This window comes from Comamonas sp. FUJ_7 (assembly GCF_057369555.1).
In genome coordinates this window covers 18,985-44,363 of record NZ_JBXXZI010000006.1, presented here as the reverse complement: position 1 = coordinate 44,363, position 25,379 = coordinate 18,985, and the positions used below count along the sequence as shown (strand labels likewise).

Genomic DNA, 25,379 nt, shown 5'->3' with positions numbered 1-25,379 from the left:
TCCTTCTTCAGGGGCATGGCTTACCGATCAAGCCTTGGGCAGCGTCACGCCGTGCTGGCCCTGGTACTTGCCGTTGCGGTCCTTGTAGCTCATCTCGCACTGCTCGTCGCCCTGGAAGAACAGCACCTGGGCGCAGCCTTCACCGGCATAGATCTTGGCGGGCAGCGGCGTGGTGTTGGAGAACTCCAGCGTCACGTAGCCTTCCCACTCAGGCTCGAAGGGCGTCACATTGACGATGATGCCGCAGCGCGCATAAGTGCTCTTGCCCAGACAGACGGTCAGCACATCGCGGGGAATGCGGAAGTACTCCACCGTGCGGGCCAGCGCGAAGCTGTTGGGCGGGATGATGCAGTAGTCGCCTTCCATGTCGACAAAGCTTTTTTCGTCGAAGTTCTTGGGGTCAACCACCGTGCTGTGGATGTTGGTGAAGACCTTGAATTCACGCGCGCAGCGGATGTCGTAGCCATAGCTGGAGGTGCCGTAGCTGATGACCTTCTTGCCGTCGACCTGGCGCACCTGGCCGGGCTCGAAGGGCTCGATCATGCCGTGCTGCTCCGCCATCTGACGGATCCATTTGTCGCTCTTGATGCTCATTGCTAATCCTGTATCGCTTGATTTTTGATAGCGCCATGCGGCTATTCAACCAGCGCAAGAGTGCTATTTTGCTTGAGAAACAATGGTTTGCTCAATCAGGCGGTCATCGCCCAGAACGATCATGGCAAACAGCAACTCATCCAGGTTGTTCGCCTGGGCCGTCTTGCGCGCCAGCAGCGGCGTGCAAGACGGGTTGATGACGACCAGGTCAGCCTCGCAGCCCGGCTGCAGATTGCCGATCACGCCCTGCAGGCCCAGCGCCCTTGCCGCGCCTGCCGTGTGCTGCCACCAGAGGTGCTGCGGCGACAGGCTCTGGCCTTGCTTGGCATGGCCTTCACGACCCACCACGTAAGCGGCCTGCATGGTGCGAAACGGCGAAAAGCTCATGCCGCCGCCCACATCGCTGGCCAGGCCGTAGAGCATGTGGGCTTCATCGGCCTTGAGATAGTCAAAGTAGCCGCTGGACAAAAACAGATTGCTGGTCGGGCTCACCGCAGCAGCCGATTTTGTGTCGTGCATGAGCTTGCGGTCGGTTTCGTCGAGCCAGATGCTGTGCGCATAGACGGCGCGCTCGCGCATCAGGCCAAAGTCGTCATAGACGGACAAATAGCTGCGCGCTGCGGGGAACAGCTCCTTGACCCAGGCGATTTCGTCCAGATTTTCTGCGACGTGAGACTGAATCCACACGTCGCTGTACTTCGCCGCCAGCTCTCCCGCGCCGCGCAGTTGCTCGGGCGTGCTGGTGGGTGCAAAGCGCGGTGTGATGGCGTAACCCAGGCGGTCCACGCCATGCCAGCGCTGGATCAGGGTTTCGGTGTCGATCAGGCTTTGCTCGGTCTCGTCGCGCACGCCGTCAGGGCTGTTGCGGTCCTGCATGACCTTGCCGGCAATCATGCGCATGTGGCGCTTTTGGGCTGCCGTCATGATGGCGTCCACCGATGCCGGGTGCGATGTGGCAAAAGCCAGCGCCGTGGTCACGCCATTGCGCTGCAGCTCGTCCATGAAGAAATCAGCCACGCTATCGGCATATTCACGATCGTGAAAACGCGACTCGTGCGGGAAGGTGTAGTTCTCCAGCCAGGGCAGCAGGCCCGATGCCGGCGCACCGATCACATCGGTCTGCGGGTAGTGGATGTGCAGATCCACAAAGCCCGGCGCCAGCAGCTTGCCGGGCAGATGAATCAGTTCCGCGCCTTCGCGATGAAGGTACTGATCGGCCAGCGCCTGCCAGTTGCCTGCAGCGACCACGCGCTGCACGCCCTGCGCATCTGGCGCAATGGCCAGCAAGGCATCGGAGTCATAAACAGCTTCGCCACTATCGGCAAAGCGCAGCAGAGCACTACGGTAGATCTTCATAGTCAGCAAGCTTACGCGCCTCTGGGGCCCAGCAGAACACGGCAAGGCTTATAGAGCCTATACGGCTGTGCAAAGCTATACGCGCTGCCATACTCGATATCAAAAAAGATAGCTGCTTGCGCTTGGAATTCAATGATTTGAATAGCCTTTGATCATCAAATCAATTGAATACAAGCGCATGCAGCTACGATTTCAGAAGTGCAAGGCTTGCACTCAGCGCGGCAATGCGCCGATCACGCCTTCGGCCAGCCAGTTCATCTCCAAAATCTGGGCATCGCTCAGCGCCTTGCCTGCGGGAATGCGCACCTGGCCCTGATTGTCACGCACAGGCTGCTTGCCCGCAGCAAAAGGCGCCAGCTGGCCCTTGGCCATTTGCCGCTCACGCAGCTGCACCTCATCACGTGCAGCCTTGCTGAGCTGGAGGCCAAAACCTTCCACGGTCACCATGCCGTCTTTCACTCCGCCCCAGAAATCCTGGCTCTTCCAGCTGCCATCCATCACGGCCTTGGCGCGCTGCTCGTAATACTTGCCCCAGTGGTGCGTCACCGCCAGCAACTGCGCATCGGGCGCAACCTTGCGCATATCGGAGTGAAAGGCAATCGCCATCTTGCCCCGCTCCTGCGCGGCCTGCATCACGGCCGTCGATGCGACCTGGAAGGCCACCACATCCACATCCTGGTTGAACAGCGTCATGGCTGCCTCGCGCTCACGCGGCGGGTCAAACCAGTTGTTGAGCCAGATCACGCGCACCTGGGCCTTGGGGTTGACGCTGCGCATACCCAGAGCAAAAGCATTGATGCCTTGCAGCACCTCGGGGATTGGAAAGCCCGCCACAAAGCCCGCCACGCCCGTCTTGCTGGCGCGTGCTGCGGCAATGCCCGAGAGATAGCGCCCCTCGTAATGGCGGGCATTGGCCGTGGCCACGTTATCCGTGCGCTTGTAGCCCGTGAGGTTTTCGAACTTCACGTTCGGGAAGTCACGCGCCACCTTGAGCGTGGGCTCCATATAGCCAAAGCTGGTGGTGAAGATCAACTGGTTGCCGCTGGCGGCCAGATCGCGCAGCACGCGCTCGGCATCGGCCCCCTCGGCCACGTTGTCCACGGCAATGGTTTTGACCTTGGCGCCCAGCGCTGCCTGCATGGCCATGCGGCCATCTTCGTGCTGGCGCGTCCAGCCCGCATCCAGCACAGGCGTGACATAGACAAAGGCGGCCTTGAGCGGCGTCGTCCCCGGTGAAGTCGGGGCTGCAGAGGCTGCTGGTGCCGTCAAAGCGCCGGTCAGCAGTGCCAAAGGAAGAAGCAAGGAGCCCGCACGCTGCAGGCATTCCATGGTTTTGAACATCATGATGTTGCTCGAAAAAAGGATTCAAAGAGCAAGACATTCCGTTCGCAAGGCATTGCCTCATGCCGCAGCACAGCGCACACCGTCAGGTGTGCCGCATGAACAGCAAAAGCAGTTGCACCCAAGCCGCGCAGGCTGGCGCCACCTCAGCAACGGAAGTCGAGATTCAGCTCAGAAGTGGTTATGCGCAGCGGCCAGCCAAGCGTGGCGTAGCAGGTTGAAAGACAAATCGGGTGCAGAGATCATCACCAGCGCACAGGTGATTGATTTGTCTGCGTATTTTAGAAGTGACGCTCTTCATGGACTACCTCGATGGGATAGCGAATGGGACAGTCAGCGCAATATTGCAAAACGCTGACACGGGCCGCCATTGTCCTGCCAATGCACGCCCGGCAGGCGCTGGGCATGCATTTCTGGAGTCCGGGCTGTGGTTTATGTCCGCCCCTGCTCCACCCCGCTTTTGGCGACGGCCAGAAACGCCCGCACCGCCGGCGAGTTTTCGCGCTCTCGGTAGGCCAGTGCCATATGCACGTTTTCCTTGAAATCACGCAGCGCCCGGAACACCACGCCCGGCTGCTTGATCAGGCGATTGGATTCGGGCAGCACCACAATGCCGTAGCCTGCCGCCGCCAGACTGGTGGCGGTCACGAAGTCATTGACGCGGTAAGCCTCGCGCGCGGAAAAGCCCGCCGCATCGGCCAGCCGCGCCAGCACCTCGGCAAAGCCTTCGCTCTCGTTGATGAACTGCGGCGCAATAAAGATTTGCCCCCGCAAGTCCGCCACGCTGATGGCATCCTTGCGCGCCAGCGGATGGGCCTCGGCCAGTGCCACCATGAAGGGCTCGCTGTGCACGATGACAGCCTTGACCCCTTCGGGATAGCGCCTGCGCGGGCGCAGCAGGCCCACATCAATCTCGCCCTGCTGCAGCGCCTGCAACTGTCGCGGCGTCTCCATGGCCAGCAACTGCATATGCACCTTCTCATGGCCGGGGCGAAACTGCGTCAGCGCCCGGGTCAGCACGCCCGAGGTCACTGCCGAGGAGATATAGCCCAGCTTGACATGGCCGCTCATGCCCTGCGCCGCCAGCTGTCCGATCTGCTGGGCACGCTCCATGTGGCGCAGCACGATGACGGCCTCGTCGTAGAGCAGCTCTCCCGCATCGGTCAGCGTGATGGGCTTGCGTTTGTTGCGCTGCAGCAGGCGCACGCCGAGCTGCTGCTCCAGCTGTTGCACCTGCACGCTGACGGCCGACTGGGCCACACCCAGCTTGTCGGCAGCGCGGGAGAAATGCAGCTCCTGGGCCACAGCGACAAAGTGCTCTAGTTGGCGATAGCTGAGCATATTTTTTAATCTGAATCAGATATTAAAGAATGCATTTAAACTCATAGATCGTATCAAACAAGAGGTGTCCAATCACGCTATTCCTGATTGAAGTAGCCACCCACCATGAACGCAACCACACCCGCGCACCTCGCCCAGCAAGCCAACTTCGAGATCGCTGCCCACCCCGAGCACCCTCGCCTGCTGAAGCTGACTCTGAACGCTGAAGCTCTGTCTGCCTACCTGGCCGATGTGAAGAACATCGACGTGCAGAACCTGGAGTACGTTCCTTTCATGCGCTTTCACATGGCCCGCCGCCTGATTGCCCATATGGGTCAGGACTTCGCGGACACTCTGGTGCGCACCGTCAAGGACCGCAAGCACGGCGGCTTTGTGCTGGGTCTGGAAGGTCTGACTCAGGACAGCGACGAATACGTGAAGTTCGGCACCGCCATTGGCCACATCCTTGGCCCGGCCAACCACGACTCCATGTCGAACAAGTACTACGCACGTTTCCTGGTCAAGCACACCGACGCCAGCGACTCCTACCTGCGTCAGGCTTACCGTCTGTTCACCATGCACACCGACGGCACCTTCGTGACCGAAGCCACTGACTGGTTGCTGATGATGAAGTTCGACGAGCAAAACGCCGTGGGCGGCGAGTCGCGCTTTCTGCACCTGGACGACTGGAGCGAGCTGGACCGCTTTGCCAACGACCCTCTGGGTGCCAAGCCCCTGCTGTACAAGGCCCCCGGCTCCAAGAACGTCAACGAGCGCGTGGAGCGCCCTGTGTTCTTCCACGGCGAGTTCGGCCTGTCCATGTCCTTCATTGATCAGTTCGTGCAGCCCGCCAACGATACAGAAGCCGAGTATCTGCAGAACCTGTCGGAATCCATGGAAAACTCGTCCGGCACCCGCACCGTGAGCCTGCCCGCCGGAGATCTGGTGGTGCTCAACAACTACTTCTACGTGCACGGCCGCGCACCATTTGAGCGTAACGAGCAACTGCACCGCGAACTGATGCGCCAGCGCGGTACATTCGCACAGTAAACCTTGAACACCTGATGTTTCTGTCACGCCCCCGTACACCGCAAGTGTGCGGGGGCGTAGCCAGTTAAACCCCTGAATTTCGCTACCGAGGCGCCCCCCATGGCATCGTCACAAGCCCCTGCTGCCAACGCAGCCCCCGCCCCCAAAGCGCAAGCCGCCTACGGCCAACGCGCCGGGCTTCCTCGTCATCTGCAAAGCATTCTGTCGCTGCATGACTTCGAGGATGCAGCGCGCAAACATCTGCCCCGCCCCCTGTTTGGCTATGTCTCTGGCGCCGCCGAAGATTGTGTGTCCTTGCAGGCCAACCGTGACAGCTTTCAGCAATACGGCTTCAGCTCCAAGGTCATGGTGGACGTGTCCCAGCGCAACCAGAAGGTTGAGCTGTTCGGCCAGACCTGGGACTCGCCGTTTGGCGTGGCCCCCGTGGGCATCAGCGCCATCAACGCCTACCGAGGCGATCTGGTGCTGGCGCAAACCGCTGCCGCCAACCGCATTCCCGCCATCATGAGCGGCACCTCGCTGATTCCCATGGAAGACGTGGCCAAGGCCGCGCCTTCCACCTGGTTCCAGGCCTATCTGCCCGGCGACACCACGCGCATCGACGGACTGATCGACCGCATCGCAGCCGCTGGCTTTGGCACGCTGGTCATTACCGTGGACATTCCCGTCTGGGCCAACCGCGAAAACAATGTGCGCACCGGTTTCTCCATGCCGCTGCGCCCCTCGCTGCGTCTGGCTTACGACGGCATCACCCGTCCACGCTGGATGGTGGGCACCATGCTGCGCACGCTGATCAACCACGGCATGCCGCACTTCGAGAACTCGTTTGCCACACGCGGTGCGCCCCTGCTGTCCAACACCGCCATCCGCGACACCTCGGGCCGTGACCACCTGAACTGGAAGCATATCGAGCGCATTCGCCAGCGCTGGAGTGGCAATCTCATCATCAAGGGCATCCTCAACGAAGACGATGCCGTGATGGCCACCGACATCGGCGCGCAGGGCATTGTGGTCAGCAACCACGGCGGACGCCAGCTCGACGGCGTGGTCGCGCCGCTGCAAATGCTGCCCTATGTGGTGGACCGCGTGGGCCACCGCACCGCCGTAATGATGGACAGCGGCATCCGCCGCGGCAGCGATGTGCTCAAGGCCGTGGCCCTGGGCGCGCGCATGGTGTTTCTGGGCCGCCCTTTCATGTACGCCGCCGCCGTAGGTGGTGCACAAGGCGTGGATCACGCCATCACGCTGCTGCGCGACGAGGTGGACCGCAATATGGCCATGCTGGGTGCAACCTCCATGGCCGAGATCACCAAGGACTGCCTGCGCCCCTCGCTGCGCTGAATCTGTGCTGGCCTAAGATACGACGCTTGAACCATCAAAAAGGAGAGCGTCATGCCCATGTTTGTAGACCACTCGCCCGCGGGCGAGTGCATTTTCTGCAAGCTCGTCAAAGGGGAGATTCCATCGGCCAAGGTCTATGAGGACGAACTGAGCATCGCCTTTATGGACATCGGCCAGGCCACGCGCGGCCATGTGCTGGTAGCCAGCAAGCGCCATGCGGTCAATCTGCTGGAGCTGACGCCCGAAGAAGCCGGTGCCGTGATGCAAACCGCCCAGCGCGTGGCGGAGGCTGTGAACAAGGCCTTCGACCCCGATGGCATCAACATCTTCCAGGCCAATGGCGCGCCTGCGGGGCAGACGGTGTTTCACTTCCACCTGCATGTGCTGCCGCGCTTTGAGGGCGATGGCCTGTCGGTGGTCTGGCAGCGCGAGGAACCGGGCTTTGCCGTGCTGGGTGAGCTGGCCGAGAAAATTCGCGCGCAACTGGCGAACTAATCTGATTCAGTGCTGCAAAAGCAGCCATGAAAGCACCAACGAAAACGGCGTCCTGGGACGCCGTTATTCATTAAATTTAATAGCTGCTTGCGCTTTCATTCATTGAGTTTCAGATGCTATTCAACCTGAAACCTATGAATACCAAGCGCAACCAGCTATCAATATTCAAGCAGCAAAGTCCCTGAACGTCTGATCCAGCTTGGCAATCCACTGCACTTTTTGCGCATCGCTGGCGAAGCTGGCTTCCAGACTGTTGCGTGCCAGCTGGTAGGCCTCTGGCACGCCCATGCCGGTGGCGACAAACAGCTGGGTGTAGTTCTCGTTCACATAGCCGCCAAAGTAGGCCGGGTCGTCCGAGTTGATCATGACCTTGAGCCCAGCCTTGAGCAGGCGCGGCAGGTTGTGGTCTGCCAGGTCTTTGACCACGCAGAGCTTGAGATTGGACAGCGGGCAGACGGTGAGCGGAATTTGCTCCTTGGCCAGCCGCTCCATCAGCTGCGCATCTTTTTCAGACTGCACTCCGTGGTCGATGCGCTCTACTTTCAGCGTATCGAGCGCACCCCAGATATAAGCGGGCGGGCCTTCCTCACCCGCATGGGCCACCAGATGCAGGCCCAGTTCCTTGCAGCGCGCAAAGACACGGGCGAACTTTTCAGGTGGGTTGCCCAGTTCGCTGCTGTCCAGCCCCACGCCGACAAAGCGGTCACGCAGCGGCAGCGCGGCTTCCAGCGTCTGCATGGCGCTTTCTTCGCTGAGGTGGCGCAAAAAGCTCAGAATCAGCGTGGCCGAGATGCCTTGCTCGATCTGCGCATCGCGGCAGGCGCGGTACAGACCGTTGATCACGGTCTCCATGGCCACGCCGCGCTCGGTGTGCGTTTGCGGGTCAAAGAAGATTTCCGTGTGCACCACGTTGTCGGCCACGGCGCGGTTCAGGTAGGCACGCGCCATGTCATAGAAATCCTGCTCGTGCAGCAGCACACTGGCACCGGCGTAGTAGATGTCCAGAAAGCTCTGCAGATCCGTGAAGGCATAGGCTGCACGCAGCGCCTCGACACTGTCATAAGCCAGCGGCACATTGTTGCGCTGGGCCAGCGCAAAGATCAGCTCGGGCTCCAGCGAGCCCTCGATGTGCATATGCAGCTCGGCCTTGGGCATGGCCCGCAGCAAATCAGGCAGGCGAGAAACTTCTACGGATGGCACGGTATTCATCTCAGTTCTCCATGGCGCGGTACACGCTTGTAGCCTATCAAAATAGCCTCCCTCAAACCACAGCAACTCCACGCGAGAGGCGGCCTGCAAGAGCCCCCCGCAGCGAAGGCCGTTGCCCCCACTGAGGGAAGCTGCAAAGCCGTTCAGGGGGAGACGATTAGCACACGCCGAAGCCGATGGCCTGCCCCTTGAGGAAGCGACGGTAAGCCGAAGACATGCGGTCAGCAGCCGAGTGCATTTCTGCACGGGGGTCCAGAGGCAGAGCCTTGGGCAGCTGCGATTCCAGAACGGGCTGATCCTGCACAAAAATGGTGTGCTGGAAGGTCTGCAGTTGCTCGTCGGTCGATTCGAAGTCCGCCACGGCCAGACGGAACCAGACACGGCTGGTATCCGGCGTGATGGGGCAGATGAACAGGCCAATCTGCTCGCGCCAGCCTTGCTTGGAAGTGCCCTCTTCGGGAATCTTGGTCAGCACGGCGGTGTACGGAGCGGTCACCTCATAGGTGTACTCCACCTCAGCGGCCTGTGTGGAGTGCAGGTTGGACTGGGGCTGCACGGCCTTGCAGCCCGTGGCCAGCACGCCCGTGGGAGTGACCTCGACCTTGTAGGCGGCAATGGCCGTGGCATCGCGGCTACCCAGCCAGCCTTCGTGCACAAAGCCGAAGTGGGACATGTCCAGAAAATTCTCGATGATGCGCGGCGCACTGGCTGCCACATCGTAGGGGCCGCAATTGACCTTGCGCAGATGCGTATCGGACTCGGCGGCAAACACGGGCAACTGGCTCTCGGAAGGCTCCAGGCGTACCCAGACCAGACCATAGGCTTCCTGCACCTCAAAGGCCTTGACGCGCTGCGACGCGGGAGGTGTGAAGTCAGGCACGGCAGGCACCTTCACACACTGCCCGCCCGTAGAGAACTGCCAGCCGTGATAGGGGCACTCCAGGTTGCCGTTTTCGACACGGCCCATGGACAGGCGAGCACCGCGGTGGGGGCAGCGGTCAACAAAGGACTGAACCTGCCCGTCGGTATTGCGCCACAACACAAGGGGCTGCTCCAGCAGTTGCACGGAAAGCGGTGCATCCACCACGTCGCTAGATTGGGCAACAGGATGCCAGAGGGTACGTTCAGTCATGGGGTTACTCATCATTTATCAAAACAAAGGGCCGCTCTGCGGCGGCCCTGTCACAGCTCAATCGGCTTGCGCAACTGGCGCTTACTTGGCGTCACCGCCGGGAACTTTGCCTTCAACGCCCTTGACGTAGAAGTTCACTCCCTTGAGGAAGGCATCATCGGCCACTGCATCGGCAGCCACCAGCTCCTTACCATCCTGAGAAGTGATGGGTCCCTTCCAGATATGGAATGTACCGTCCTTGAGTCCCTTTTTCACTTCCTCAACTTTTGCCTTGGCTTCTGCAGGGACGTCATCGGCGATGGAGACCAGATCAATCCCCTCTTCCTTGACACCCCACCAGGACTGCTGACTCTTCCAGTTGCCTTCCAGCACGGACTTGGCGGTCTCGATGTAGTAGCTGGTCGGGTTGATGATGGACGAGGCCAGGTGCGCCTTGGGGCCAAAGGCCTTCATGTCCGAATTCCAGCCAAAGGCACGAATGCCTTTTTCTTCCGCTGTTTTCAGCACCGCAGCGGAGTCCGTGTTCTGGAAAAGCACGTCAGCGCCGCTGTTGATCAGGCTGGCCGCAGCCTCGGTTTCCTTGGGCGGAGCAAACCAGTCATTGATCCAGACGACCTTGGTGGTGATCTTGGGATTCACCGACTGCGCGCCCAGCGTGAAGCTGTTGATGTTGCGCAGCACCTCAGGAATGGGCACCGAGCCCACCACGCCCAGCGTGTTGGACTTGGTCACCGCACCCGCCAGAACACCGGCCAGATATGCACCTTCATAGGTGCGGAAGTCGTAAGTGCTGGCGTTGGCGGCCGTCTTGTAGCCGGTGGCATGCTCCCACTTCACATCCGCAAACTCGGGAGCCAGCTTCTGGATGGTGTCCATGTAGCCAAAAGTGGTGCCGAAGATCAGCTTGTTGCCTTGCGTCGCCATGTCGCGCAGCACGCGCTCTGCGTCTGCGCCCACAGGCACGCTCTCCACAAAGGAGGTCTGGATCTTGTCACCCAATGCGGCTTCCAGCGCCTTGCGAGCCTGATCGTGCGCAAAGGTGTAGCCACCGTCACCAACAGGGCCCACGTATGCAAAGGCAATCTTCAGGGGCTCGGCGGCGGCTGGTGCCTCTGCTGCAGGAGCGGGGGTAGGCGCTGCCGCCTCGTCCTTCTTGCCACAGCCTACGAGAGCAGCGGAGGCCACGGCCGTCAGTGCCGCGACCTTGATCAACGAGCGCTTGTGCAGATCAGTCATTGGTTTTCCTTGGATCAAAAATGTGAATGTGAGAATTCAATGCAAACGCCATGCCGTCATCGAGGAGCATCGCGTCCTGGCGCAATATATGCAGAAACCGCGCCAGCTTACAGATGGTTATCGAGAAAACGACAGTCCAAAAAAGAAAGGCCCCAAGGGCCTTTCATGGACACAACGCATGCATCCTGCAGATAGCGCTTACTTTGCGCCCGGCACGTTGCCGTCAATGCCATCGACATAGAAGTTGATGCCGCGCAGCCAGGCCTCGTCAGCCACCTTGCCAGCTTCCAGCACTTCCTTGCCGGTGTTGTCCTTGATGGGACCTGTCCAGACCGCAAAGCTGCCATCCTTCAGGCCAGCACGCGCTTTTTCAACCTTGTCCTTGATGTCCTGGGGCACGTCGTCGGCGATCTTCTTGAGGTCAATCGCACCTTCCTTCACACCCCACCAGTAGTTGCCAGTCTGCCACTTGCCGTCCAGAGTGTCCTGCACCACCTTGGTGTAGTAAGGAGCCCAGTCGATCACCGCCGAACCCAGGTGGGCCTTGGGCGCAAAGCCGCTCATGTCGCCGTCCTTGCCAAAGGCACGGGCACCGCGCTCCTCAGCCGTCTTCAGCACGGCGGGAGAGTTGGTGTTCTGGTACATCACGTCGACACCACCGTTGATCAGGCTGTTAGCAGCTTCGGACTCCTTGGGAGGCGCAAACCACTCGTTGACCCAGACCACCTTGGCCTTGATGGAGGGGTCAATGCTCTGCGCGCCCAGCACGAAGCTGTTGATATTGCGCACCACCTCGGGGATTGGGACTGATGCCACCACGCCCACGGTCTTGGTCTTGGTCATGGCACCTGCCACGATACCGGCCAGGTAAGCACCTTCGAAGGTCTTGGTGTCGTAAACGGCGGCATTGTCAGCAGTCTTGTAACCGGTAGCGTGCTCGAACTTCACGTCTGGCGAGTCTGCTGCCACGCGTTGCACAAAGTCCTGATAACCGAAGCTGGTGGCGAAGACCAGCTTGTTGCCCTGACCGATCATGTCGCGCATTACGCGCTCAGAGTCAGCAGACTCGGGCACGCTCTCGACCATGGAGGTCTCGATCTTGTCGCCGAACTTTTCCTGGATGGCCTTGCGACCCAGCTCGTGCTGGAACGTCCAGCCACCATCGCCCACGGGGCTCACATACATGAAGCCAATCTTCAGCTTGTCGGCTGCAGGTGCTGCAGCTTCAGGAGCTGCGGCGGGAGCGGCAGGAGTCTCTTCTTTCTTGCCGCAGGCGGTCAGAACGGCCATGGAAACAGCTGACAGGCCGATCATCTTGATCAGAGTGCGCTTGCCCAAAGTTGTCATCGGATTTGTCCTCTCGTATTTTTGAAAAGCGGATTGCACCACATTCGAGCGTCAAGCTCCAGGATAAAAAGGTTTGCCCAAAGACGCGGGCATGTTGGCTCGAATCCAGGTCGGGTTGCGCGAGATCAGCACCAGCACCACGATGGTGGCCAGATACGGCAGCATCGACAGAATCTGGCTGGGCACCTGCACGCCGGTAGCCTGCAGGTGGAACTGCAGCATGGTCACGCCACCAAACAGGTAAGCCCCCAGCAGCACTCGGGCCGGACGCCAGGTCGCAAAGGTGGTCAGTGCCAGCGCAATCCAGCCACGGCCGGACACCATGTTTTCCACCCACAAAGGGGTATAGACCACGGAGATGAAAGCCCCTGCCAGCCCGCACATGGCGCCGCCGAAGATCACCGCCATCAAGCGGATGCGACGCACCGGGTAGCCCAGGGCATGGGCCGAAGACGGCGACTCACCCACCGCGCGCAGCACCAGACCAGCGCGCGTACGGTAGAGAAACCAGACCATGACGACAGCCAGCACGATCGCGCCATAGACCAAGGGGTGCAGCGTGAACAAGGCTTGCCCCACCACAGGCAGGTCGGCAAGCCCGGGAATGGCGAACTTGGGCAGCTCGGGCAGCTTTGCCTGTACATAACCCAGGCCGACAAACGCCGAAAAGCCTGCACCAAACAGCGACAGTGCCAAACCGGTTGCGTACTGGTTGGTGTTGAGCCAGATGACCAAGACGCCAAAGATGGCTGCCAGCAGCCCCCCTGCCAGCATGCCGGCGCCAAAGCCCACCCAGGTGCTGCCGGTGTGAACCGTAGCAGCAAAGCCGGCGATGGCTGCGCAGAGCATCATTCCCTCGGCACCCAAGTTGACGATGCCGGACTTTTCATTAATGAGCAGACCCAGAGCCGCCAGCGCCAGAACGGTGCCAGCGCTCAGCGTAGAGCCCAGAAGCAGTGCATAGGATTCCATGGATCAGGCTCCCTTGACTGCAGAAGTGGCAGAGGCGGCTTTTTGTGCCACCCAGCGAACGCGATAGGCCACCAGCGTGTCACAGGCCAGCAGCGCAAACAGCAGCAGCCCTTGGAATACGCCCGTCAGCGCCTTGGGCAGACCCAGACGCGATTGCGCCAGCTCACCGCCGATATAAAACATACTCATGAGAATGGCCGAGAAAATCATGCCCACAGGATGCAGGCGGCCCACAAAAGCCACGATGATGGCGGCAAAGCCGTAGCCTGCCGGCACATAGGGAGTCAGCTGACCCAGAGGTCCTGCAACCTCAAGGGCACCTGCCAGACCCGCAGTCGCACCAGAGATCAGCAAAGCAGTCCACAGCGCCTTGCGCGATGAAAAGCCTGCATAGCGTGCAGCTGCAGGAGCAAGACCGCCGACTTGCAGCGCAAGACCAGCCTTGGTGCGGAACAGAAAGACCCAAAGCAGGCCAGCACCGACCAGCGAAATGATGACGCCTATGTTCATGCGCATGCCTTGCACCAGACGTGGAATCTGGGTGACGCGCTCAAAGCTCTTGGTCTGCGGGAAGTTGTAGCCCATGGGGTCCTTCCAAGGTCCATAGACCAGATAGCCCAGCACCAGGATGGCGACATAAACCAGCATCAGGCTGACCAGAATTTCGTTGGCATTGAAGCGATCGCGCAGCAGCGCCACAATCCCCGCCCAAACCATGCCTCCCAGCACACCGGCAATCAAAATGGCCGGAACGATCCACGGCCCGGTGGTCTTGTCGGCAAGCAGTGCCATGCCGCCAGCCGCCACGGCCCCCATCACAAACTGGCCTTCGGCACCGATATTCCAGATATTGGAGCGAAAGCACACAGCCAGCCCCAGCGCAATCAGCAGCAATGGCGTGGCCTTCATGGCCAGTTCGCCCAGCGCATAGCCGGACTTGATGGGTTCCCAGAAAAAGGCCTGCAGGCCCTTGACAGGATCTTTGCCGAGCAGGGCGAACAGGCACACCCCCACCAGCACCGTGATCAGCAACGCCAAAACGGGCGAGGCATAAGTCCAGAGCTTGGAAGCCTGAGGTCGTTGTTCAAGTTTAAACATGAGCGGCTCCCTGCGCTTCACCCGCGCTCTCCCACAGTCCGCTCATCCATTCTCCGATCTGCTGTACCGTGGCATCAGCTCTTTCCACTGAAGGGCTCAGGCGGCCCTTGGCCACCACATGCAGTCGATCACAAATTTCGAACAACTCGTCCAACTCCTCACTGACTACCAGCACGGCACAGCCTTGGTCGCGCAGTTGCAAAATCTCGCCTCGAATCTGCGCAGCCGCTCCCACGTCCACCCCCCAGGTGGGCTGAGAGATGATGAGCAAACGCGGCCTGGCATCAATTTCACGGCCGACGATGAACTTCTGCAGGTTGCCACCTGAGAGCGACTGAGCCGCCGAGTTCGGGCCGCCCGCCTTGACATTGAAGCGACGAATGATGTCTCGCGCTTGGGACTGCAGCGCCCCCATGCGAATCCAGCCGCCTTTGCCCACAGCCGTCTTGCGCGTCAGCAACAGGTTATGGGCCAGCCCCATGCTGGGCACTGCTCCACGACCCAATCGCTCTTCCGGCACGAAGTGCAGTCCCATCTCGCGGCGACGCCCCGGCCCCATGCGCCCCATGCCTTTACCCAGCATTTGTACGGCTTCCACTTCTGCACGCGTGTCTTCTCCAGACAGCGCATACATCAACTCTTTCTGGCCATTGCCGGAGACTCCTGCAATTCCCACCACCTCACCAGCGCGCACCTGTAGCGCGATGTTTTGCAGGTCAACGCCAAAAGGGTCCTGACTTTTGAGCGACAGCTCCTGTACACGCAGCACGGTCTCCCCCGTATGAGCGGCTTGCCTTTTCAGCTCCGGGGGCTCAGAGCCAATCATCATGCGTGACAGAGACGCATTGGTCTCATTGGCAGGATTGCATTCGCCCGTCACCACGCCGCCTCGCAGCACGGTGCAAGCCGTGCACAGGGAGCGAATCTCATGGAGCTTGTGGCTGATATAGAGTATGGAGCAGCCCTCTGCTGCCAGACGACGCAGCACGACAAACAGCATCTCCACAGCCTGCGGGGTGAGCACCGAGGTTGGTTCATCCAAAATCAGCACACGCGGGTTGGTCAGCAGCGCACGGATGATTTCCACCCGCTGCATCTCTCCCACCGAAAGAGTGTGCACGGGTCGGTGAGGGTCCACCTCCAGTCCGTAATCACGGGCTGTCGCCTGAATACTGTCGATGACCTTGGGCAGAGGAATGCTTTTGTCCAGACCGAGCCAGACGTTCTCCGCCACTGTCAGCGTGTCAAACAGGCTGAAATGCTGGAACACCATGGCGATGCCCAGCAAGCGCGCTTCCTGCGGGTTGCGAATCTGTACGGGCTTGCCATCGACCACGATAGTGCCCTCATCGGGCTTGACCGCGCCGTAGATGATCTTCATGAGCGTGGACTTGCCAGCGCCGTTCTCGCCCAGAATGGCGTGTATCTCGCCAGGACTAACTTTCAGCGATACCTTATTGTTGGCAACAACAGCTGGGTACCGCTTGCTAATACCCTCCAGTTGTAGGCGTGCAGGCGCACTCGCAACTGGGGAATGTGTTGGGGGGGGATTCATCGCTGGATTGTCTCTCAATTCCAATAACAAATTGACTCAAACAGGCTCTCTGCGCTGAACAGGAATACAGTACAAGCTATTGATTTCGCAGCGTTAGTGCCACGCTGCGCACTACCTCCCTGAGCCAGCGCGTGGCTTCTCCCTGGTGAGAACGGGCATGCCAGAGCTGGTAATAGACCAGCACAGGAAGCGGAACAGGACAAGGCAATATCGCCAGCGACAGGCGTTGACTGAAGCGTTCACAGAACAATCGACCCGAGGTCAGCACAAGCAAGCTTGATGCCACCATGTCGGGGATCAGACTGAAATGAGCGCAACGCGCCACCACTTGCCGGCTCAGTCCCATGCCCGCAAGTTGCTCATCGATGACTCCCTGTGCGCCCGGATAGGCGGGGGTCGGAGCAATGTGCTCGGCCTGCAGCCACTGCTGCAAATCCCAGCCGCGGCGCACTGCAGGATGCTTGGGGCTGACCAGGCAGACGACCTCGTCCTCAAACAGCTTGGCCATATGCAAGCCCTCAGGCGGACTCGGCCAGTTGCCAATGACCACATCCACTTCACCTTCAGCCAGTTGCCCTTCGTAATGAGCCTCTGCACTCAACGGCAGAAATTCCACGGGGCAATGGGGGGCCTGCATTTTGAGCGCCGCCATCAGTCTGGGTAAAAACTGCGGATCCAGATAATCGCTGGCGGCAATACGAAAGGTGCGCGTGGAAGTTCGTGGATCAAACTGCCGGGCATCACTGAATAGCCCTTCTGCCGCACGCAGAATATCTGCCGAAGGCTGAACCATTCGTAGGCCTACATCCGTTGGCTGCATCTGTGCACCCGAGCGAACAAGCAAAGGGTCGCCCGACAACTCTCTCAAACGTCGCAAAGCAGCCGAAACTGCAGGCTGGTGCATGCCCAGACGCAATGCAGCACGAGACACACTTCGCTCTGTGAGCACCGTGTGCAATACCCTTATCAGGTGCAAATCTATCTTTTCAAACAGGGTTTGGTCACGCATAGCTCATGGTCAGCCAGAATCGTTAGCTTGGTTGACCGCATCCATTTTGTATACAAAAGCAGTCTCAGAGCGTAACCCAGTCGGCCCGTTTCGACAGCCAAGGGATTGCCCTTTGCTGCGACTGCAACAACAAAGCCCCAATCAGGCAGCAGCAGTCATGACCTCCACACGATTGCGCCCTTTGCGTTTGGCGGCGTAGCAGGCCATGTCCGCCCCTTTGAAAGCGCTGGCAGCAGTGTGGTAGCGGGCATCCAGTAGCAACATGCCAATGCTGGCACTCAACATATAACGCTGCCCCTGGTAAGAGCCATCCCAGTCCTGAATGGCCATGCACAACAGCTGAGCGTGGCGCATCCCTTCTTCGCGGCTGACACCGGCCATGAGAATGGCAAATTCATCGCCACCTACCCGCGCCACCCAGCCGTGCGGGCGCACTGCAGTATCGATCAGACGTGCAATATGGCAAAGAACTTCATCACCCACTTCACGCCCGCCCAGACGGTTGACCTGGGAGAAGTGATCAAGATCCAGATAGAGGACGATGCCGTGTACCTTGGGCACCGCAGTCGATCGCATCACCGCCCCCTCCACTGCCAAGCTCTCCAGATAGTCCGGTGATGCATAGCCTCTGAGCCACTCCTGCAGGCGCAATGCAAAAGCCGTGCGATTGGGCAAGCGTGTCAAAGGGTCATGCATGGCTTTCCAGCTCGACTGCTCGCGCACCTGCCTTTGTGTGGTCACATCTTCCAGCTCCCAGACTAGATACTGCTCATCCAGCACCTTGCCCGGTTGATCCCACGACCGACGCATGCGCTGCATGCTCTGGCCGTGAATTCTTACCCAAATCGGCCTTCCATCCTTACGTAGAAAGCAGACCTCGCTATCAAATTGGCCATAGGTATCCAAAGACCTGCGTACACGCTCCATCAGTTGCGCATAGTCTGCATCCGAGCTACAGATGTCTCGCACAGCCAAACCTTGCATCTCCTTGGGCTGATAGCCCAGCACTCGTGCCGCAGGCATACCTGCACGCTGCACCTTGACCCCATAAGTCACCACCAACCCCACTGGCGCGTAATCCATCAAGGTTTGCAGTTGCAGCTGCAATTCACGCTCCAGCTCGCCATGGGCTTCGTATCCGCCGCCAAGCGCCTGCAAGGCAGTACGCAGCGCATGTGCCTCTCCCCAGTCCTGATCCGGCAGTTCATGCCACCAATGCGCGCCTCGAATCGAAGAGTCCACCTCCAGCATCAATCCTCTTCGCAATGCCCACTCTGCAGACCGGAACAGTGCCGTCAGAGGATGTGCAATCAGATTCAGTCCAGCTACCAGCAACAAAACCAACACCAGCAGAGCTGCACTCAGCAGCCCCACGGTTTTGCTCGTTACACCTGGAGACCATGTCTTGACATCACTTACTTTGAGCAAAGTCCATTGCGCCCATGGCAAGGGCATTGCACTCCAGACTTTGTGATGCGCCAGCTCGCTGACGGCACCTTGCTGGGCGGCCCTGAGCCAGGCGTGATCGATCTCCACCGGCAAGGCCGCTTCCGGCGCGGCACCAGGCAATTGCCACTGTCCTTTGCTACTTAAAGCCAAAGGCTTGAAGTCCCCATCCAGCAGCCAAAGCTGACTGTCGGCCTGTGCGGAAGCACCCTCGAGATTAAAAAGCACGGATAAAGGTGTTCTGTAGCTTCCCCCCAGAACTCCCTGCAGCTGTCCTTGCACATCTCGCACCGGGGCCACGCTCTGAAACTCCAGCTGCAAGCCAGCATCACTGGAGCGCACCCAGGCATGCGTGATGGGTTTCCCCTCGGCCAAAGAACGCTTGAGAGCATCGCGCAGCGGCTCCTGCAACTGCTCCACAGGTTCAAGCCAGTTTTTATGCTGGTTGATCAAGAGCCGCCCTTCAGCATTGGCCAGCTGAACCTGGTCATATTGCTGCGCGATGGAGGATGGGCTAAGCAGCGCTTCCTGGAACTCTGTGGATTCATGCATCCGATCAGCCAGCACCTGCGCCAGACTGTTCAACGTCTTTTGCTGCTGCTCCACCCTGAAGACCAGAGAGCGTCCTGCGTATTCAAGTGCCCTAGTATGTGCAGGTAGTACACCCTCCATGGCTGCCCTGTGCTGGGAATAGGCCACCCAGGCAGCCGAGCCTATGCCAGCCAGCAAAACGGCCACCGCAGCCAAGAGCAGCATGCTGAGCAACATCGGGCCGGGGCCACGGAGAAGTTGGCCTGAAGCAGGCGCAACAAACACATCCACAGGCTGCGCCGGAGCAGCCCAAGGTGGCTCTGCCTGCAAGGATGAAGTCGCGTCTGACATGGACTTCAATATAGAGAGCCCACACCAACAACCCAACAAGAGTAAACCCCGGAAGTTGTCGGCAAACACAGCGCCTGCCGATCATATTCAGCGCAAGATCAAGCGCGTCTTCGCTGACAGACTCCTGGCATTTACCCCAGTGCTAGCACTTCCAAAGCGCCAGGCTTGGGCAGTTCAATGACATTGCCGCGCCCTGCAATCAGCCCATGCTCACGGAGTTGCCTGAGCACACGTGAGAAGGTTTCAGGTGCAATGCCCAGCTGTGCCGCAATCAGGCGCTTGCGCGCCTTGAGCGTGACATGCAGTCCCTCTCCCGTTGCACCAGGGCTGGCATGATTCAGCAGCCATTGCGCACAACGGGCTTCTGCATCCTGAGCCAAGCGGCTGACAGACAGCTCAGTCTGCGCGCAGTAAGCCTGCGCCAAATCCTTGAGCAGGAGCTGCACTGCAGGAGGCAACTCCGCCACCGAGCTACGAAAGCGCGCCAGAGGAATGGTATATATGCGGCCCGCCGTCTGCGCCTGCATATCAAGGCAGGACGAGCGCTCTTGCAGCGCAAAGGCCGCATCCAGCCAAGTCGGCCCATCCACCTGCCCCAACTGATGGCGCATGGACGAATCCTGCGCGACGCCCAGCATCACGCTGCCACTTTCAAGGTACAAGACCGAATCAAGAGGTTGACGACGCTGTCTGAGCCACGAGCCAGGAGCAAAGCTCTCGGGCTGCCCAAACGTGGAAGCGACTTTCGACATGGAGGGCATAGTGAACATATGCCGTGCAATGTGCCTTGGTTTGCAGAGGTCCATATTGAGCCAAGTCAACAAGCCATGGCTACTGAACAAAAAGGCCGCAGTCAAAGCTGCGGCCTTTTTTGCTTTAGCGCTTTTTCAAGCTGCGTATCAATTCACTGCAGCACCAGACTCATACCAAATCTTGATCAAGTTTCGCTCGTCGTCCGACAAAGCTGCCGGATTACCAAAAGGCATTTTGCGCAGCTGGACCACCTGCTGGTAGATCTGCTGAGCATGAGACTTCACAGCCTCAGGCGAATCCAGGCGTACCGACTTTTGCTGAATGGCTGCCCCATGGCACAGTACACAGTGCTGCTGGAGTACAGCATTCACCTTCGCAAAGCCTCCCCCATCTGCAGCAGGTGCAGCTGCTTCAGGCGTTGCAGCAACAGGAGCCTCAGGTGCTGCAACCGCCGCAGAAGAGCTAGCCACAGGAGCAGCAACAGCCGAAGGGGCCGGCTTGAGCCAGGCAAACACAGCGATCAAAGCGACCACACCCACTGCGGCATAAGGCCAAGGGTGGCTGTTACGACCCAGCTTGTAGCCGTGACGCATCACAAAGAACTGACGGATGGCAGCGCCGGCAAACATCATGCCGATCAGAACCAGCCAGTTCAACTTGTGGCTATAGAGCCAGCCATAGTGGTTGGACAACATGGCAAACAGCACAGGCAGCGTGAAGTAGGTGTTGTGCACACTGCGCTGCTTGGCTCGTTGTCCATGCAAAGGATCGACAGGCTGACCAGCCTTCAGGGCTGCAACCACCTTACGCTGGCCAGGAATGATCCAGAAGAACACGTTGGCGCTCATGGAGGTAGCAATCATCGCCCCCATCAGCAAGAAGGCTGCCTGACCGGGGAAGATGTGGCAAGCCAGATAGGCCGCAATACACACCAGCACCAACACCATGCCGCCAACCACGCCATCACCATTTTTCTTTTGACCAAAAGTGCGGCAGATGAAGTCGTACAGCAGCCAGAACACCACCAGGAAAGCCAGAGCAGCCGCAATGGCTGCAGGAGCGCTCATGGCATTCGGGTCACCCGGATTGACCAGATAGATGTTGGCATTCCAGAGATAGGAGACCGTCAGCAGCGCAAAGCCGGACAGCCAGGTCGTATAGCTTTCCCAGTAGAACCAGTGCAGATGGTCCGGCATCTTGGGAGGGGAGACGTTGAACTTGACGGGGTGATAGAAGCCACCTCCGTGCACGGCCCAAAGCTCACCATTGACGCCCTGTTTCTTGAGGTCCTCATCGACAGGCGGCGTCAGGCTGCTGTCCAGAAACACGAAGTAGAAGGAAGAGCCAACCCAGGCGATGGCGGTAATGACGTGGAGCCACCGCAACAGCAGGTTGGCCCAGTCGAGAATGTAGCTTTCCATAGCTCTCAACCTTGGCAGCGTGGGGCTGCCGAACAACCTGCTCACCACTGCGGGCGCTCTGAGCAGAAGAAAAGGCCGCGCTCCCGAGCTCTACGCGCGAGGCACCGCTGCGACCATTCTGTCGACTGAAAGTGTATGCAGTTTCTGCAAGAAAACCGATAGATTCAGAAAAAAACAGTCTCAGTAATTTCCCGAACACCTCATCTGCCAGTCAAGTAAATATCGCTCCCACATTCAGCACCCGCAGCCTGGAAACTACAGCACTCTGCCTGCCTCACTTCAAGGCAGGCATGAATACGTCAGGCTATGCGCCGCTGCTGCAACAGCTGAGCCGCCACGGCGACGGCTATGACTTCTGGCTCCTTGCCCTCTATGCCTGACACGCCAATCGGACAGGTGATATGCGCCAGCTCTTGCTCCGAGAAACCTCGCCTGCGCAAGCGACTGCTGAAGCTGGCCCACTTGGTCTTGCTACCAATCAGCCCCACAAAGGGCAAGTCCGCCTTTTCACGCTGACGCAGCAAACATTGCGCTACCACCTCCAAGTCTTCGGCGTGGCTAAAGCTCATGATCAAGACCGAACTCTGCGATGGAAGTTGTGCCACCGCAGCCTGCACCGGGTCGGAGTGTTCGCAATGCACGCCTATCTGCTCCTGCTCAGGAAAGACTGCATCACGGCTATCGACCCAGATCACACGGTACGGCAAGCTGCGCAAAATGCGCACCAGCGCATGACCAACATGCCCCGCCCCAAACAAAGCCACACATTGCGAGGGCTCAGGCATCAAGGCTTTCAAGCGTTTTTCATCACCCGACTCAAACCGCTCATAGTGCAGCTCCAGCGCCCCGCCACAGCACTGCCCCAGGCTAGGACCCAAGGCATACCTTTGCACCTGCTCTCGCGGCATCACCGCCGACTCCCTCCACTGCTGCAGCAGCTTTCTAGCCTGCGCAATGGCCTGCCACTCCAGATGTCCACCGCCAATCGTGCCCATGACCTCATCGGCGAAAACCGCCATCCAGGCGCCCACCTCCCGGGGCACCGATCCTTGCGCAGCCTGCACTTTGACCCAGCAAAGGGGCTGCTGCGTCAAACGGCTCAGAACGGCTTGCTGTGTCTCACTCCACATATCGGCATGTTATTAATGACTGATTGCCCATATTCAGTCATTTTCCCGAGCGCTCCAGAGCGATAGGCTTATGAACACCTTAACAAGATGCTTATCTGCCCCCGCCTGACGAGTGGTTGCAGTTTTTTCCTTCCACATGGGCTCCTATCTCCCATCCTACGTTCGGGCTACGTAATTTGCCGCTACGCTTGCAAGCATGCGCGATCTTCACAATTCACCCCATAGCCCAAAAAACCGCCCTCTGGGCTGGCTGATGGCAGGCCTGATCACCGCCGTCACTGCGGTACTGACGGCCTGCCAGACAGCACCTTCAGGCCCAGGTGTAGGTACCACACCTGCCGACAAGGCCAGCCCCGCCTATCGCAAGCAGGCTGCTCAGCACCTGTACCAGCGCTACCCCGAGCACATTTATCGTGGAATGCTCCCCCCCATGCTGTATGCCATTGGGGTAGTGCAGGTGCAGCTCGATGGTCAGGGCCGCGTTCGCAGGCTGAACTGGTTGCGCAAGCCCTCTCATGCACCCGAAGTCACTCAAGAAATCGAGCGCTCCATACGTGCGGCTGCGCCGTTTCCGGCACCGGGGCGCAGCGTGACCTATACCGACACCTGGCTCTGGGATAAGTCAGGCCGCTTCCAGCTCGACACTCTGACCGAAGGTCAGCTAGGCCAATAAAAAACAAATTCATGAAAAACACCGGCCAAGGCCGGTGTTTTTGCGTTCAGGCCAGAGCCGATTTATTGGGTTATTCCACGACCTTGGTGATCTTGGAGCCTTGCAGCGAGACGCCCGCTTCCAGACCCGCATTGGTCAATACATAGCTGGTGACCGGAGCTTGAGCAGTGGTGGTATCAATGCTGCCATTTGCACCAATCTTGCCGGCAGCCACCGTCGCATCAGCCCCCACGGACCAGCCATTGCTGTTGAGGAACTTGTCCAGCGCTTCTTGGGTGTTGAAGACATAGATCACAGCCTTGGACTGACCACCAGCCTGCCAGCCAATAGAGGCGCCTGTGGTGCTGTAGTGACCACGGTTATGCCCGCCCACACGCAGCACGCCACGGCCATGCTCCACACCCACGACAAAGCTGCCGCCGATGACCGAGGGGAAGATCAGCACGCCCTTGGCGTTTTGCACCATCTGCTTGGAGCCGGGAGCGGTCTGATACAGGCGCTCCAAAGCTGCATTGGCCCTAGTATCCACCGTCGTCGCATCGGCACGAGGCGCAGAAGAAGTCTCGGGCTTGGTCGTCGTGCAGGCTGTCATGGCCATGGCACCAGCGGCCACTGCAGCAGCCATCACCACAGAACGCAAAGTCAATTGACGCATACCTCAATCCTTTCACGGGATGAATGTGAAAACACATTCCAAGTCTGAAGATCCTGAGTTCCGGCATCCATAGCTCTTGCATATCCCCTGATGCTCAAGCAGCCGGAAGCAGGGTTGACACGATGCTAGTGCGCGACGTTGTCCCGCCAACCCTGTAACGACAGCTTGCGCCTTCGGCCTACAGAAGGCAAGTCCAGTTGTCAAAAAATACTGACACAAGAGCACCCTCTGCTCACGCTCTCAATATGTCGGCTGCGTGAAAGGAACAGCGCGAAATAGGCGCTAGCATTATTGATACGCAAACAGCGCTGATGACAGGAAGTTCATGAAGTTCTGGAGTTACTTTCACCACCCAAAGGCAGCCTTGGTACTGCTGCGCGTGACACTGGCCTTGCTCATGCTGCTGCACGGCTGGGCCAAGATTCGTTACGGAATCGGCAGCATAGAAGCCAAGATCGAAAGCTTGGGCGGCCCGGGTTTTCTGGCCTATGCGGTCTATCTGGGAGAAGTGGTTGCTCCCTTGCTGCTGCTGGTGGGCCTGTGGGTCGTTCCCGCCGCGCTGGTGATTGCAGTCAACATGCTGGTGGCATTTGCGCTCATGCACACGCGGCAGATTCTGATGCTCAACAACACCGGTGGCTGGGCGCTGGAGCTGCAGACTTTTTATTTTGTGAGCGCTTTGGTGATTGCCATGGCTTATTCCAAAGGCAAATAACTTCGCAAAAATAATAGCAGCCTGCGCTTGTCATGCTTTGATTTCAATAAACTTTCATACTGAAACCAAAGATTAATAAGCGCAAGCCGCTATGGTATTAATCATGCCTCTCGCACCAAGAGGCATGCAGTCGTATCAGTTATCAGGAGCCGCGATAGGTGGAGTAGCTCCAAGGGCTGACCAACAAAGGCACGTGGTAGTGCTGCTCGACATTGGCCACGCCGAAGTCCAGGCTCACCTTGTTCAGGAAACTTGGCTCTGGCAGTTCAACACCACGGGCCTTGAAATAAGCAGCCACATCGAAAGTCAGGCGATAGGTGCCGACCTTGAGCGTGTTGTTGTCGAACAAAGGCGCATCGGTACGACCGTCGTGATTGAGCACCAGGCTCTTGATCAGCGTGGCTTTTTCGCCTTCGGTGGAAAACAGTTCAACGGCCATGCCAGCTGCGGGGCAGCCGTTCATGGTGTCGAGAACGTGGGTGCTCAGTCCCATGGAAATCTCCTCATGGACAGTTCAGACCTGCCCTGGTTGTTGCAATCCCCTAGCTCGTGAACGAATTCGTCCTCGGCTTAGAGCACCAAAGTGTATACAGTTTCTGTACTCCATCAAAGGCTGTACAGACTTGACTTCTAGGCACATACCCGAAAA

General features: G+C 59.1%; 24 protein-coding genes. 6 read left to right on the top strand and 18 right to left on the bottom strand.

Annotated elements, in window-relative coordinates:
* Window positions 1–27 precede the first annotated feature (27 nt).
* The 3 genes from dcd to AC2I9W_RS10335 form a co-directional block, all read right to left on the bottom strand.
* Entirely contained in the window at window positions 28–594 is a 567-nt protein-coding gene (gene dcd / locus AC2I9W_RS10345) for a dCTP deaminase (RefSeq protein WP_158392873.1), read from the bottom strand.
* Window positions 595–657: 63 nt separating this feature from the next.
* A complete protein-coding gene (guaD, locus tag AC2I9W_RS10340) occupies window positions 658–1,950 on the bottom strand; it encodes a guanine deaminase (protein WP_486409886.1) in 1,293 nt (430 codons plus the stop codon).
* A 213-nt stretch (window positions 1,951–2,163) separates the two neighbouring features.
* Window positions 2,164–3,291, bottom strand: coding sequence for a BMP family ABC transporter substrate-binding protein (locus AC2I9W_RS10335; RefSeq protein ID WP_486410113.1), 1,128 nt, complete (start codon window positions 3,289–3,291; stop codon window positions 2,164–2,166).
* Here AC2I9W_RS10335 and AC2I9W_RS10330 point away from each other — a divergent pair.
* Entirely contained in the window at window positions 3,278–3,649 is a 372-nt protein-coding gene (locus tag AC2I9W_RS10330) for a hypothetical protein (RefSeq protein WP_486409885.1), read from the top strand. The two genes, AC2I9W_RS10335 and AC2I9W_RS10330, sit on opposite strands and share 14 nt — an antisense overlap.
* A gap of 74 nt (window positions 3,650–3,723) precedes the next feature.
* Here AC2I9W_RS10330 and AC2I9W_RS10325 read toward each other — a convergent pair whose 3' ends face one another.
* Window positions 3,724–4,632: a LysR family transcriptional regulator gene (locus tag AC2I9W_RS10325; protein WP_486409884.1), complete on the bottom strand. Its 909-nt coding sequence runs from the start codon at window positions 4,630–4,632 to the stop codon at window positions 3,724–3,726.
* A gap of 105 nt (window positions 4,633–4,737) precedes the next feature.
* On the opposite strand from AC2I9W_RS10325, the gene glaH reads away from it, so the two are divergent.
* From glaH to AC2I9W_RS10310, 3 genes are all read left to right on the top strand, one after another.
* Entirely contained in the window at window positions 4,738–5,661 is a 924-nt protein-coding gene (gene glaH, locus AC2I9W_RS10320) for a glutarate dioxygenase GlaH (protein ID WP_486409883.1), read from the top strand.
* 99 nt (window positions 5,662–5,760) lie between these two features.
* Complete coding sequence (locus tag AC2I9W_RS10315) at window positions 5,761–7,002, top strand: alpha-hydroxy acid oxidase (protein ID WP_486409882.1); 1,242 nt, start codon at window positions 5,761–5,763, stop codon at window positions 7,000–7,002.
* Between the two features lie 51 nt (window positions 7,003–7,053).
* Complete coding sequence (locus AC2I9W_RS10310) at window positions 7,054–7,497, top strand: HIT family protein (RefSeq protein ID WP_486409881.1); 444 nt, start codon at window positions 7,054–7,056, stop codon at window positions 7,495–7,497.
* Between the two features lie 165 nt (window positions 7,498–7,662).
* Here the strand turns inward: AC2I9W_RS10310 and AC2I9W_RS10305 are convergent, their stop codons facing one another.
* From AC2I9W_RS10305 to xdhC, 12 genes are all read right to left on the bottom strand, one after another.
* A complete protein-coding gene (locus AC2I9W_RS10305) occupies window positions 7,663–8,706 on the bottom strand; it encodes an adenosine deaminase (protein WP_486409880.1) in 1,044 nt (347 codons plus the stop codon).
* Between the two features lie 157 nt (window positions 8,707–8,863).
* Window positions 8,864–9,838: an aromatic ring-hydroxylating dioxygenase subunit alpha gene (locus tag AC2I9W_RS10300; protein ID WP_486409879.1), complete on the bottom strand. Its 975-nt coding sequence runs from the start codon at window positions 9,836–9,838 to the stop codon at window positions 8,864–8,866.
* Window positions 9,839–9,919: 81 nt separating this feature from the next.
* Window positions 9,920–11,074, bottom strand: a complete 1,155-nt coding sequence (locus AC2I9W_RS10295; protein WP_486409878.1) for a BMP family ABC transporter substrate-binding protein — start codon at window positions 11,072–11,074, stop codon at window positions 9,920–9,922.
* 198 nt (window positions 11,075–11,272) lie between these two features.
* Window positions 11,273–12,421: a BMP family ABC transporter substrate-binding protein gene (locus AC2I9W_RS10290; protein WP_486409877.1), complete on the bottom strand. Its 1,149-nt coding sequence runs from the start codon at window positions 12,419–12,421 to the stop codon at window positions 11,273–11,275.
* A 51-nt stretch (window positions 12,422–12,472) separates the two neighbouring features.
* The gene (locus AC2I9W_RS10285) at window positions 12,473–13,393 is read right to left on the bottom strand and encodes an ABC transporter permease (protein WP_486409876.1); all 921 of its coding nucleotides are present in this window, start codon (window positions 13,391–13,393) and stop codon (window positions 12,473–12,475) included.
* Window positions 13,394–13,396: 3 nt separating this feature from the next.
* Window positions 13,397–14,491 (bottom strand): ABC transporter permease, encoded by a 1,095-nt coding sequence (locus tag AC2I9W_RS10280; protein WP_486409875.1) that lies wholly within the window; start codon window positions 14,489–14,491, stop codon window positions 13,397–13,399.
* Window positions 14,484–16,046, bottom strand: coding sequence for an ABC transporter ATP-binding protein (locus AC2I9W_RS10275; protein ID WP_486409874.1), 1,563 nt, complete (start codon window positions 16,044–16,046; stop codon window positions 14,484–14,486). The genes AC2I9W_RS10280 and AC2I9W_RS10275 overlap by 8 nt, the downstream gene beginning before the upstream one ends.
* A 76-nt stretch (window positions 16,047–16,122) precedes the next feature.
* On the bottom strand, window positions 16,123–17,055 hold the full coding sequence (locus tag AC2I9W_RS10270) for a LysR family transcriptional regulator (protein WP_486409873.1): 933 nt from the start codon (window positions 17,053–17,055) through the stop codon (window positions 16,123–16,125).
* Window positions 17,056–17,196: 141 nt separating this feature from the next.
* Window positions 17,197–19,383, bottom strand: a complete 2,187-nt coding sequence (locus tag AC2I9W_RS10265; RefSeq protein WP_486409872.1) for a sensor domain-containing diguanylate cyclase — start codon at window positions 19,381–19,383, stop codon at window positions 17,197–17,199.
* 131 nt (window positions 19,384–19,514) lie between these two features.
* Complete coding sequence (locus tag AC2I9W_RS10260) at window positions 19,515–20,153, bottom strand: Crp/Fnr family transcriptional regulator (RefSeq protein ID WP_486409871.1); 639 nt, start codon at window positions 20,151–20,153, stop codon at window positions 19,515–19,517.
* A 129-nt stretch (window positions 20,154–20,282) separates the two neighbouring features.
* A complete protein-coding gene (locus tag AC2I9W_RS10255; protein WP_486409870.1) occupies window positions 20,283–21,557 on the bottom strand; it encodes a urate hydroxylase PuuD in 1,275 nt (424 codons plus the stop codon).
* 299 nt (window positions 21,558–21,856) lie between these two features.
* Window positions 21,857–22,687, bottom strand: a complete 831-nt coding sequence (gene xdhC, locus AC2I9W_RS10250; protein WP_486409869.1) for a xanthine dehydrogenase accessory protein XdhC — start codon at window positions 22,685–22,687, stop codon at window positions 21,857–21,859.
* Window positions 22,688–22,940: 253 nt separating this feature from the next.
* Here xdhC and AC2I9W_RS10245 point away from each other — a divergent pair, with 253 nt between their 5' ends.
* Window positions 22,941–23,360 carry a hypothetical protein gene (locus tag AC2I9W_RS10245; protein WP_486410112.1) on the top strand — a complete coding sequence of 140 codons (420 nt, stop codon included), beginning with the start codon at window positions 22,941–22,943 and terminating at the stop codon, window positions 23,358–23,360.
* Between the two features lie 70 nt (window positions 23,361–23,430).
* Here the strand turns inward: AC2I9W_RS10245 and AC2I9W_RS10240 are convergent, their stop codons facing one another.
* Window positions 23,431–24,015, bottom strand: coding sequence for a BPSL1445 family SYLF domain-containing lipoprotein (locus AC2I9W_RS10240; protein ID WP_486409868.1), 585 nt, complete (start codon window positions 24,013–24,015; stop codon window positions 23,431–23,433).
* A gap of 325 nt (window positions 24,016–24,340) precedes the next feature.
* On the opposite strand from AC2I9W_RS10240, the gene AC2I9W_RS10235 reads away from it, so the two are divergent.
* A complete protein-coding gene (locus tag AC2I9W_RS10235) occupies window positions 24,341–24,730 on the top strand; it encodes a DoxX family protein (RefSeq protein ID WP_486409867.1) in 390 nt (129 codons plus the stop codon).
* Window positions 24,731–24,872: 142 nt separating this feature from the next.
* On the opposite strand, the gene uraH is transcribed toward AC2I9W_RS10235, so the two are convergent.
* Window positions 24,873–25,223: a hydroxyisourate hydrolase gene (uraH, locus tag AC2I9W_RS10230; protein WP_158392917.1), complete on the bottom strand. Its 351-nt coding sequence runs from the start codon at window positions 25,221–25,223 to the stop codon at window positions 24,873–24,875.
* Window positions 25,224–25,379: the final 156 nt, after the last annotated feature.

Bases quoted from the DNA above. Each gene is read 5' to 3' on its own strand.
- AC2I9W_RS10235 (WP_486409867.1), top strand. From the start codon at position 24,341: ATGAAGTTCTGGAGTTACTTTCACCACCCAAAGGCAGCCTTGGTACTG.
- AC2I9W_RS10295 (WP_486409878.1), bottom strand. From the start codon at position 11,074: ATGACTGATCTGCACAAGCGCTCGTTGATCAAGGTCGCGGCACTGACG.
- AC2I9W_RS10275 (WP_486409874.1), bottom strand. From the start codon at position 16,046: ATGAATCCCCCCCCAACACATTCCCCAGTTGCGAGTGCGCCTGCACGC.
- AC2I9W_RS10270 (WP_486409873.1), bottom strand. From the start codon at position 17,055: ATGCGTGACCAAACCCTGTTTGAAAAGATAGATTTGCACCTGATAAGG.
- AC2I9W_RS10285 (WP_486409876.1), bottom strand. From the start codon at position 13,393: ATGGAATCCTATGCACTGCTTCTGGGCTCTACGCTGAGCGCTGGCACC.
- AC2I9W_RS10260 (WP_486409871.1), bottom strand. From the start codon at position 20,153: ATGTTCACTATGCCCTCCATGTCGAAAGTCGCTTCCACGTTTGGGCAG.
- AC2I9W_RS10315 (WP_486409882.1), top strand. From the start codon at position 5,761: ATGGCATCGTCACAAGCCCCTGCTGCCAACGCAGCCCCCGCCCCCAAA.
- AC2I9W_RS10305 (WP_486409880.1), bottom strand. From the start codon at position 8,706: ATGAATACCGTGCCATCCGTAGAAGTTTCTCGCCTGCCTGATTTGCTG.
- AC2I9W_RS10290 (WP_486409877.1), bottom strand. From the start codon at position 12,421: ATGACAACTTTGGGCAAGCGCACTCTGATCAAGATGATCGGCCTGTCA.
- guaD (WP_486409886.1), bottom strand. From the start codon at position 1,950: ATGAAGATCTACCGTAGTGCTCTGCTGCGCTTTGCCGATAGTGGCGAA.
- xdhC (WP_486409869.1), bottom strand. From the start codon at position 22,687: ATGTGGAGTGAGACACAGCAAGCCGTTCTGAGCCGTTTGACGCAGCAG.
- AC2I9W_RS10280 (WP_486409875.1), bottom strand. From the start codon at position 14,491: ATGTTTAAACTTGAACAACGACCTCAGGCTTCCAAGCTCTGGACTTAT.
- AC2I9W_RS10255 (WP_486409870.1), bottom strand. From the start codon at position 21,557: ATGGAAAGCTACATTCTCGACTGGGCCAACCTGCTGTTGCGGTGGCTC.
- dcd (WP_158392873.1), bottom strand. From the start codon at position 594: ATGAGCATCAAGAGCGACAAATGGATCCGTCAGATGGCGGAGCAGCAC.
- AC2I9W_RS10330 (WP_486409885.1), top strand. From the start codon at position 3,278: ATGGTTTTGAACATCATGATGTTGCTCGAAAAAAGGATTCAAAGAGCA.
- AC2I9W_RS10245 (WP_486410112.1), top strand. From the start codon at position 22,941: ATGGCAGGCCTGATCACCGCCGTCACTGCGGTACTGACGGCCTGCCAG.
- glaH (WP_486409883.1), top strand. From the start codon at position 4,738: ATGAACGCAACCACACCCGCGCACCTCGCCCAGCAAGCCAACTTCGAG.
- AC2I9W_RS10265 (WP_486409872.1), bottom strand. From the start codon at position 19,383: ATGTCAGACGCGACTTCATCCTTGCAGGCAGAGCCACCTTGGGCTGCT.
- uraH (WP_158392917.1), bottom strand. From the start codon at position 25,223: ATGGGACTGAGCACCCACGTTCTCGACACCATGAACGGCTGCCCCGCA.
- AC2I9W_RS10310 (WP_486409881.1), top strand. From the start codon at position 7,054: ATGCCCATGTTTGTAGACCACTCGCCCGCGGGCGAGTGCATTTTCTGC.
- AC2I9W_RS10335 (WP_486410113.1), bottom strand. From the start codon at position 3,291: ATGTTCAAAACCATGGAATGCCTGCAGCGTGCGGGCTCCTTGCTTCTT.
- AC2I9W_RS10240 (WP_486409868.1), bottom strand. From the start codon at position 24,015: ATGCGTCAATTGACTTTGCGTTCTGTGGTGATGGCTGCTGCAGTGGCC.
- AC2I9W_RS10325 (WP_486409884.1), bottom strand. From the start codon at position 4,632: ATGCTCAGCTATCGCCAACTAGAGCACTTTGTCGCTGTGGCCCAGGAG.
- AC2I9W_RS10300 (WP_486409879.1), bottom strand. From the start codon at position 9,838: ATGACTGAACGTACCCTCTGGCATCCTGTTGCCCAATCTAGCGACGTG.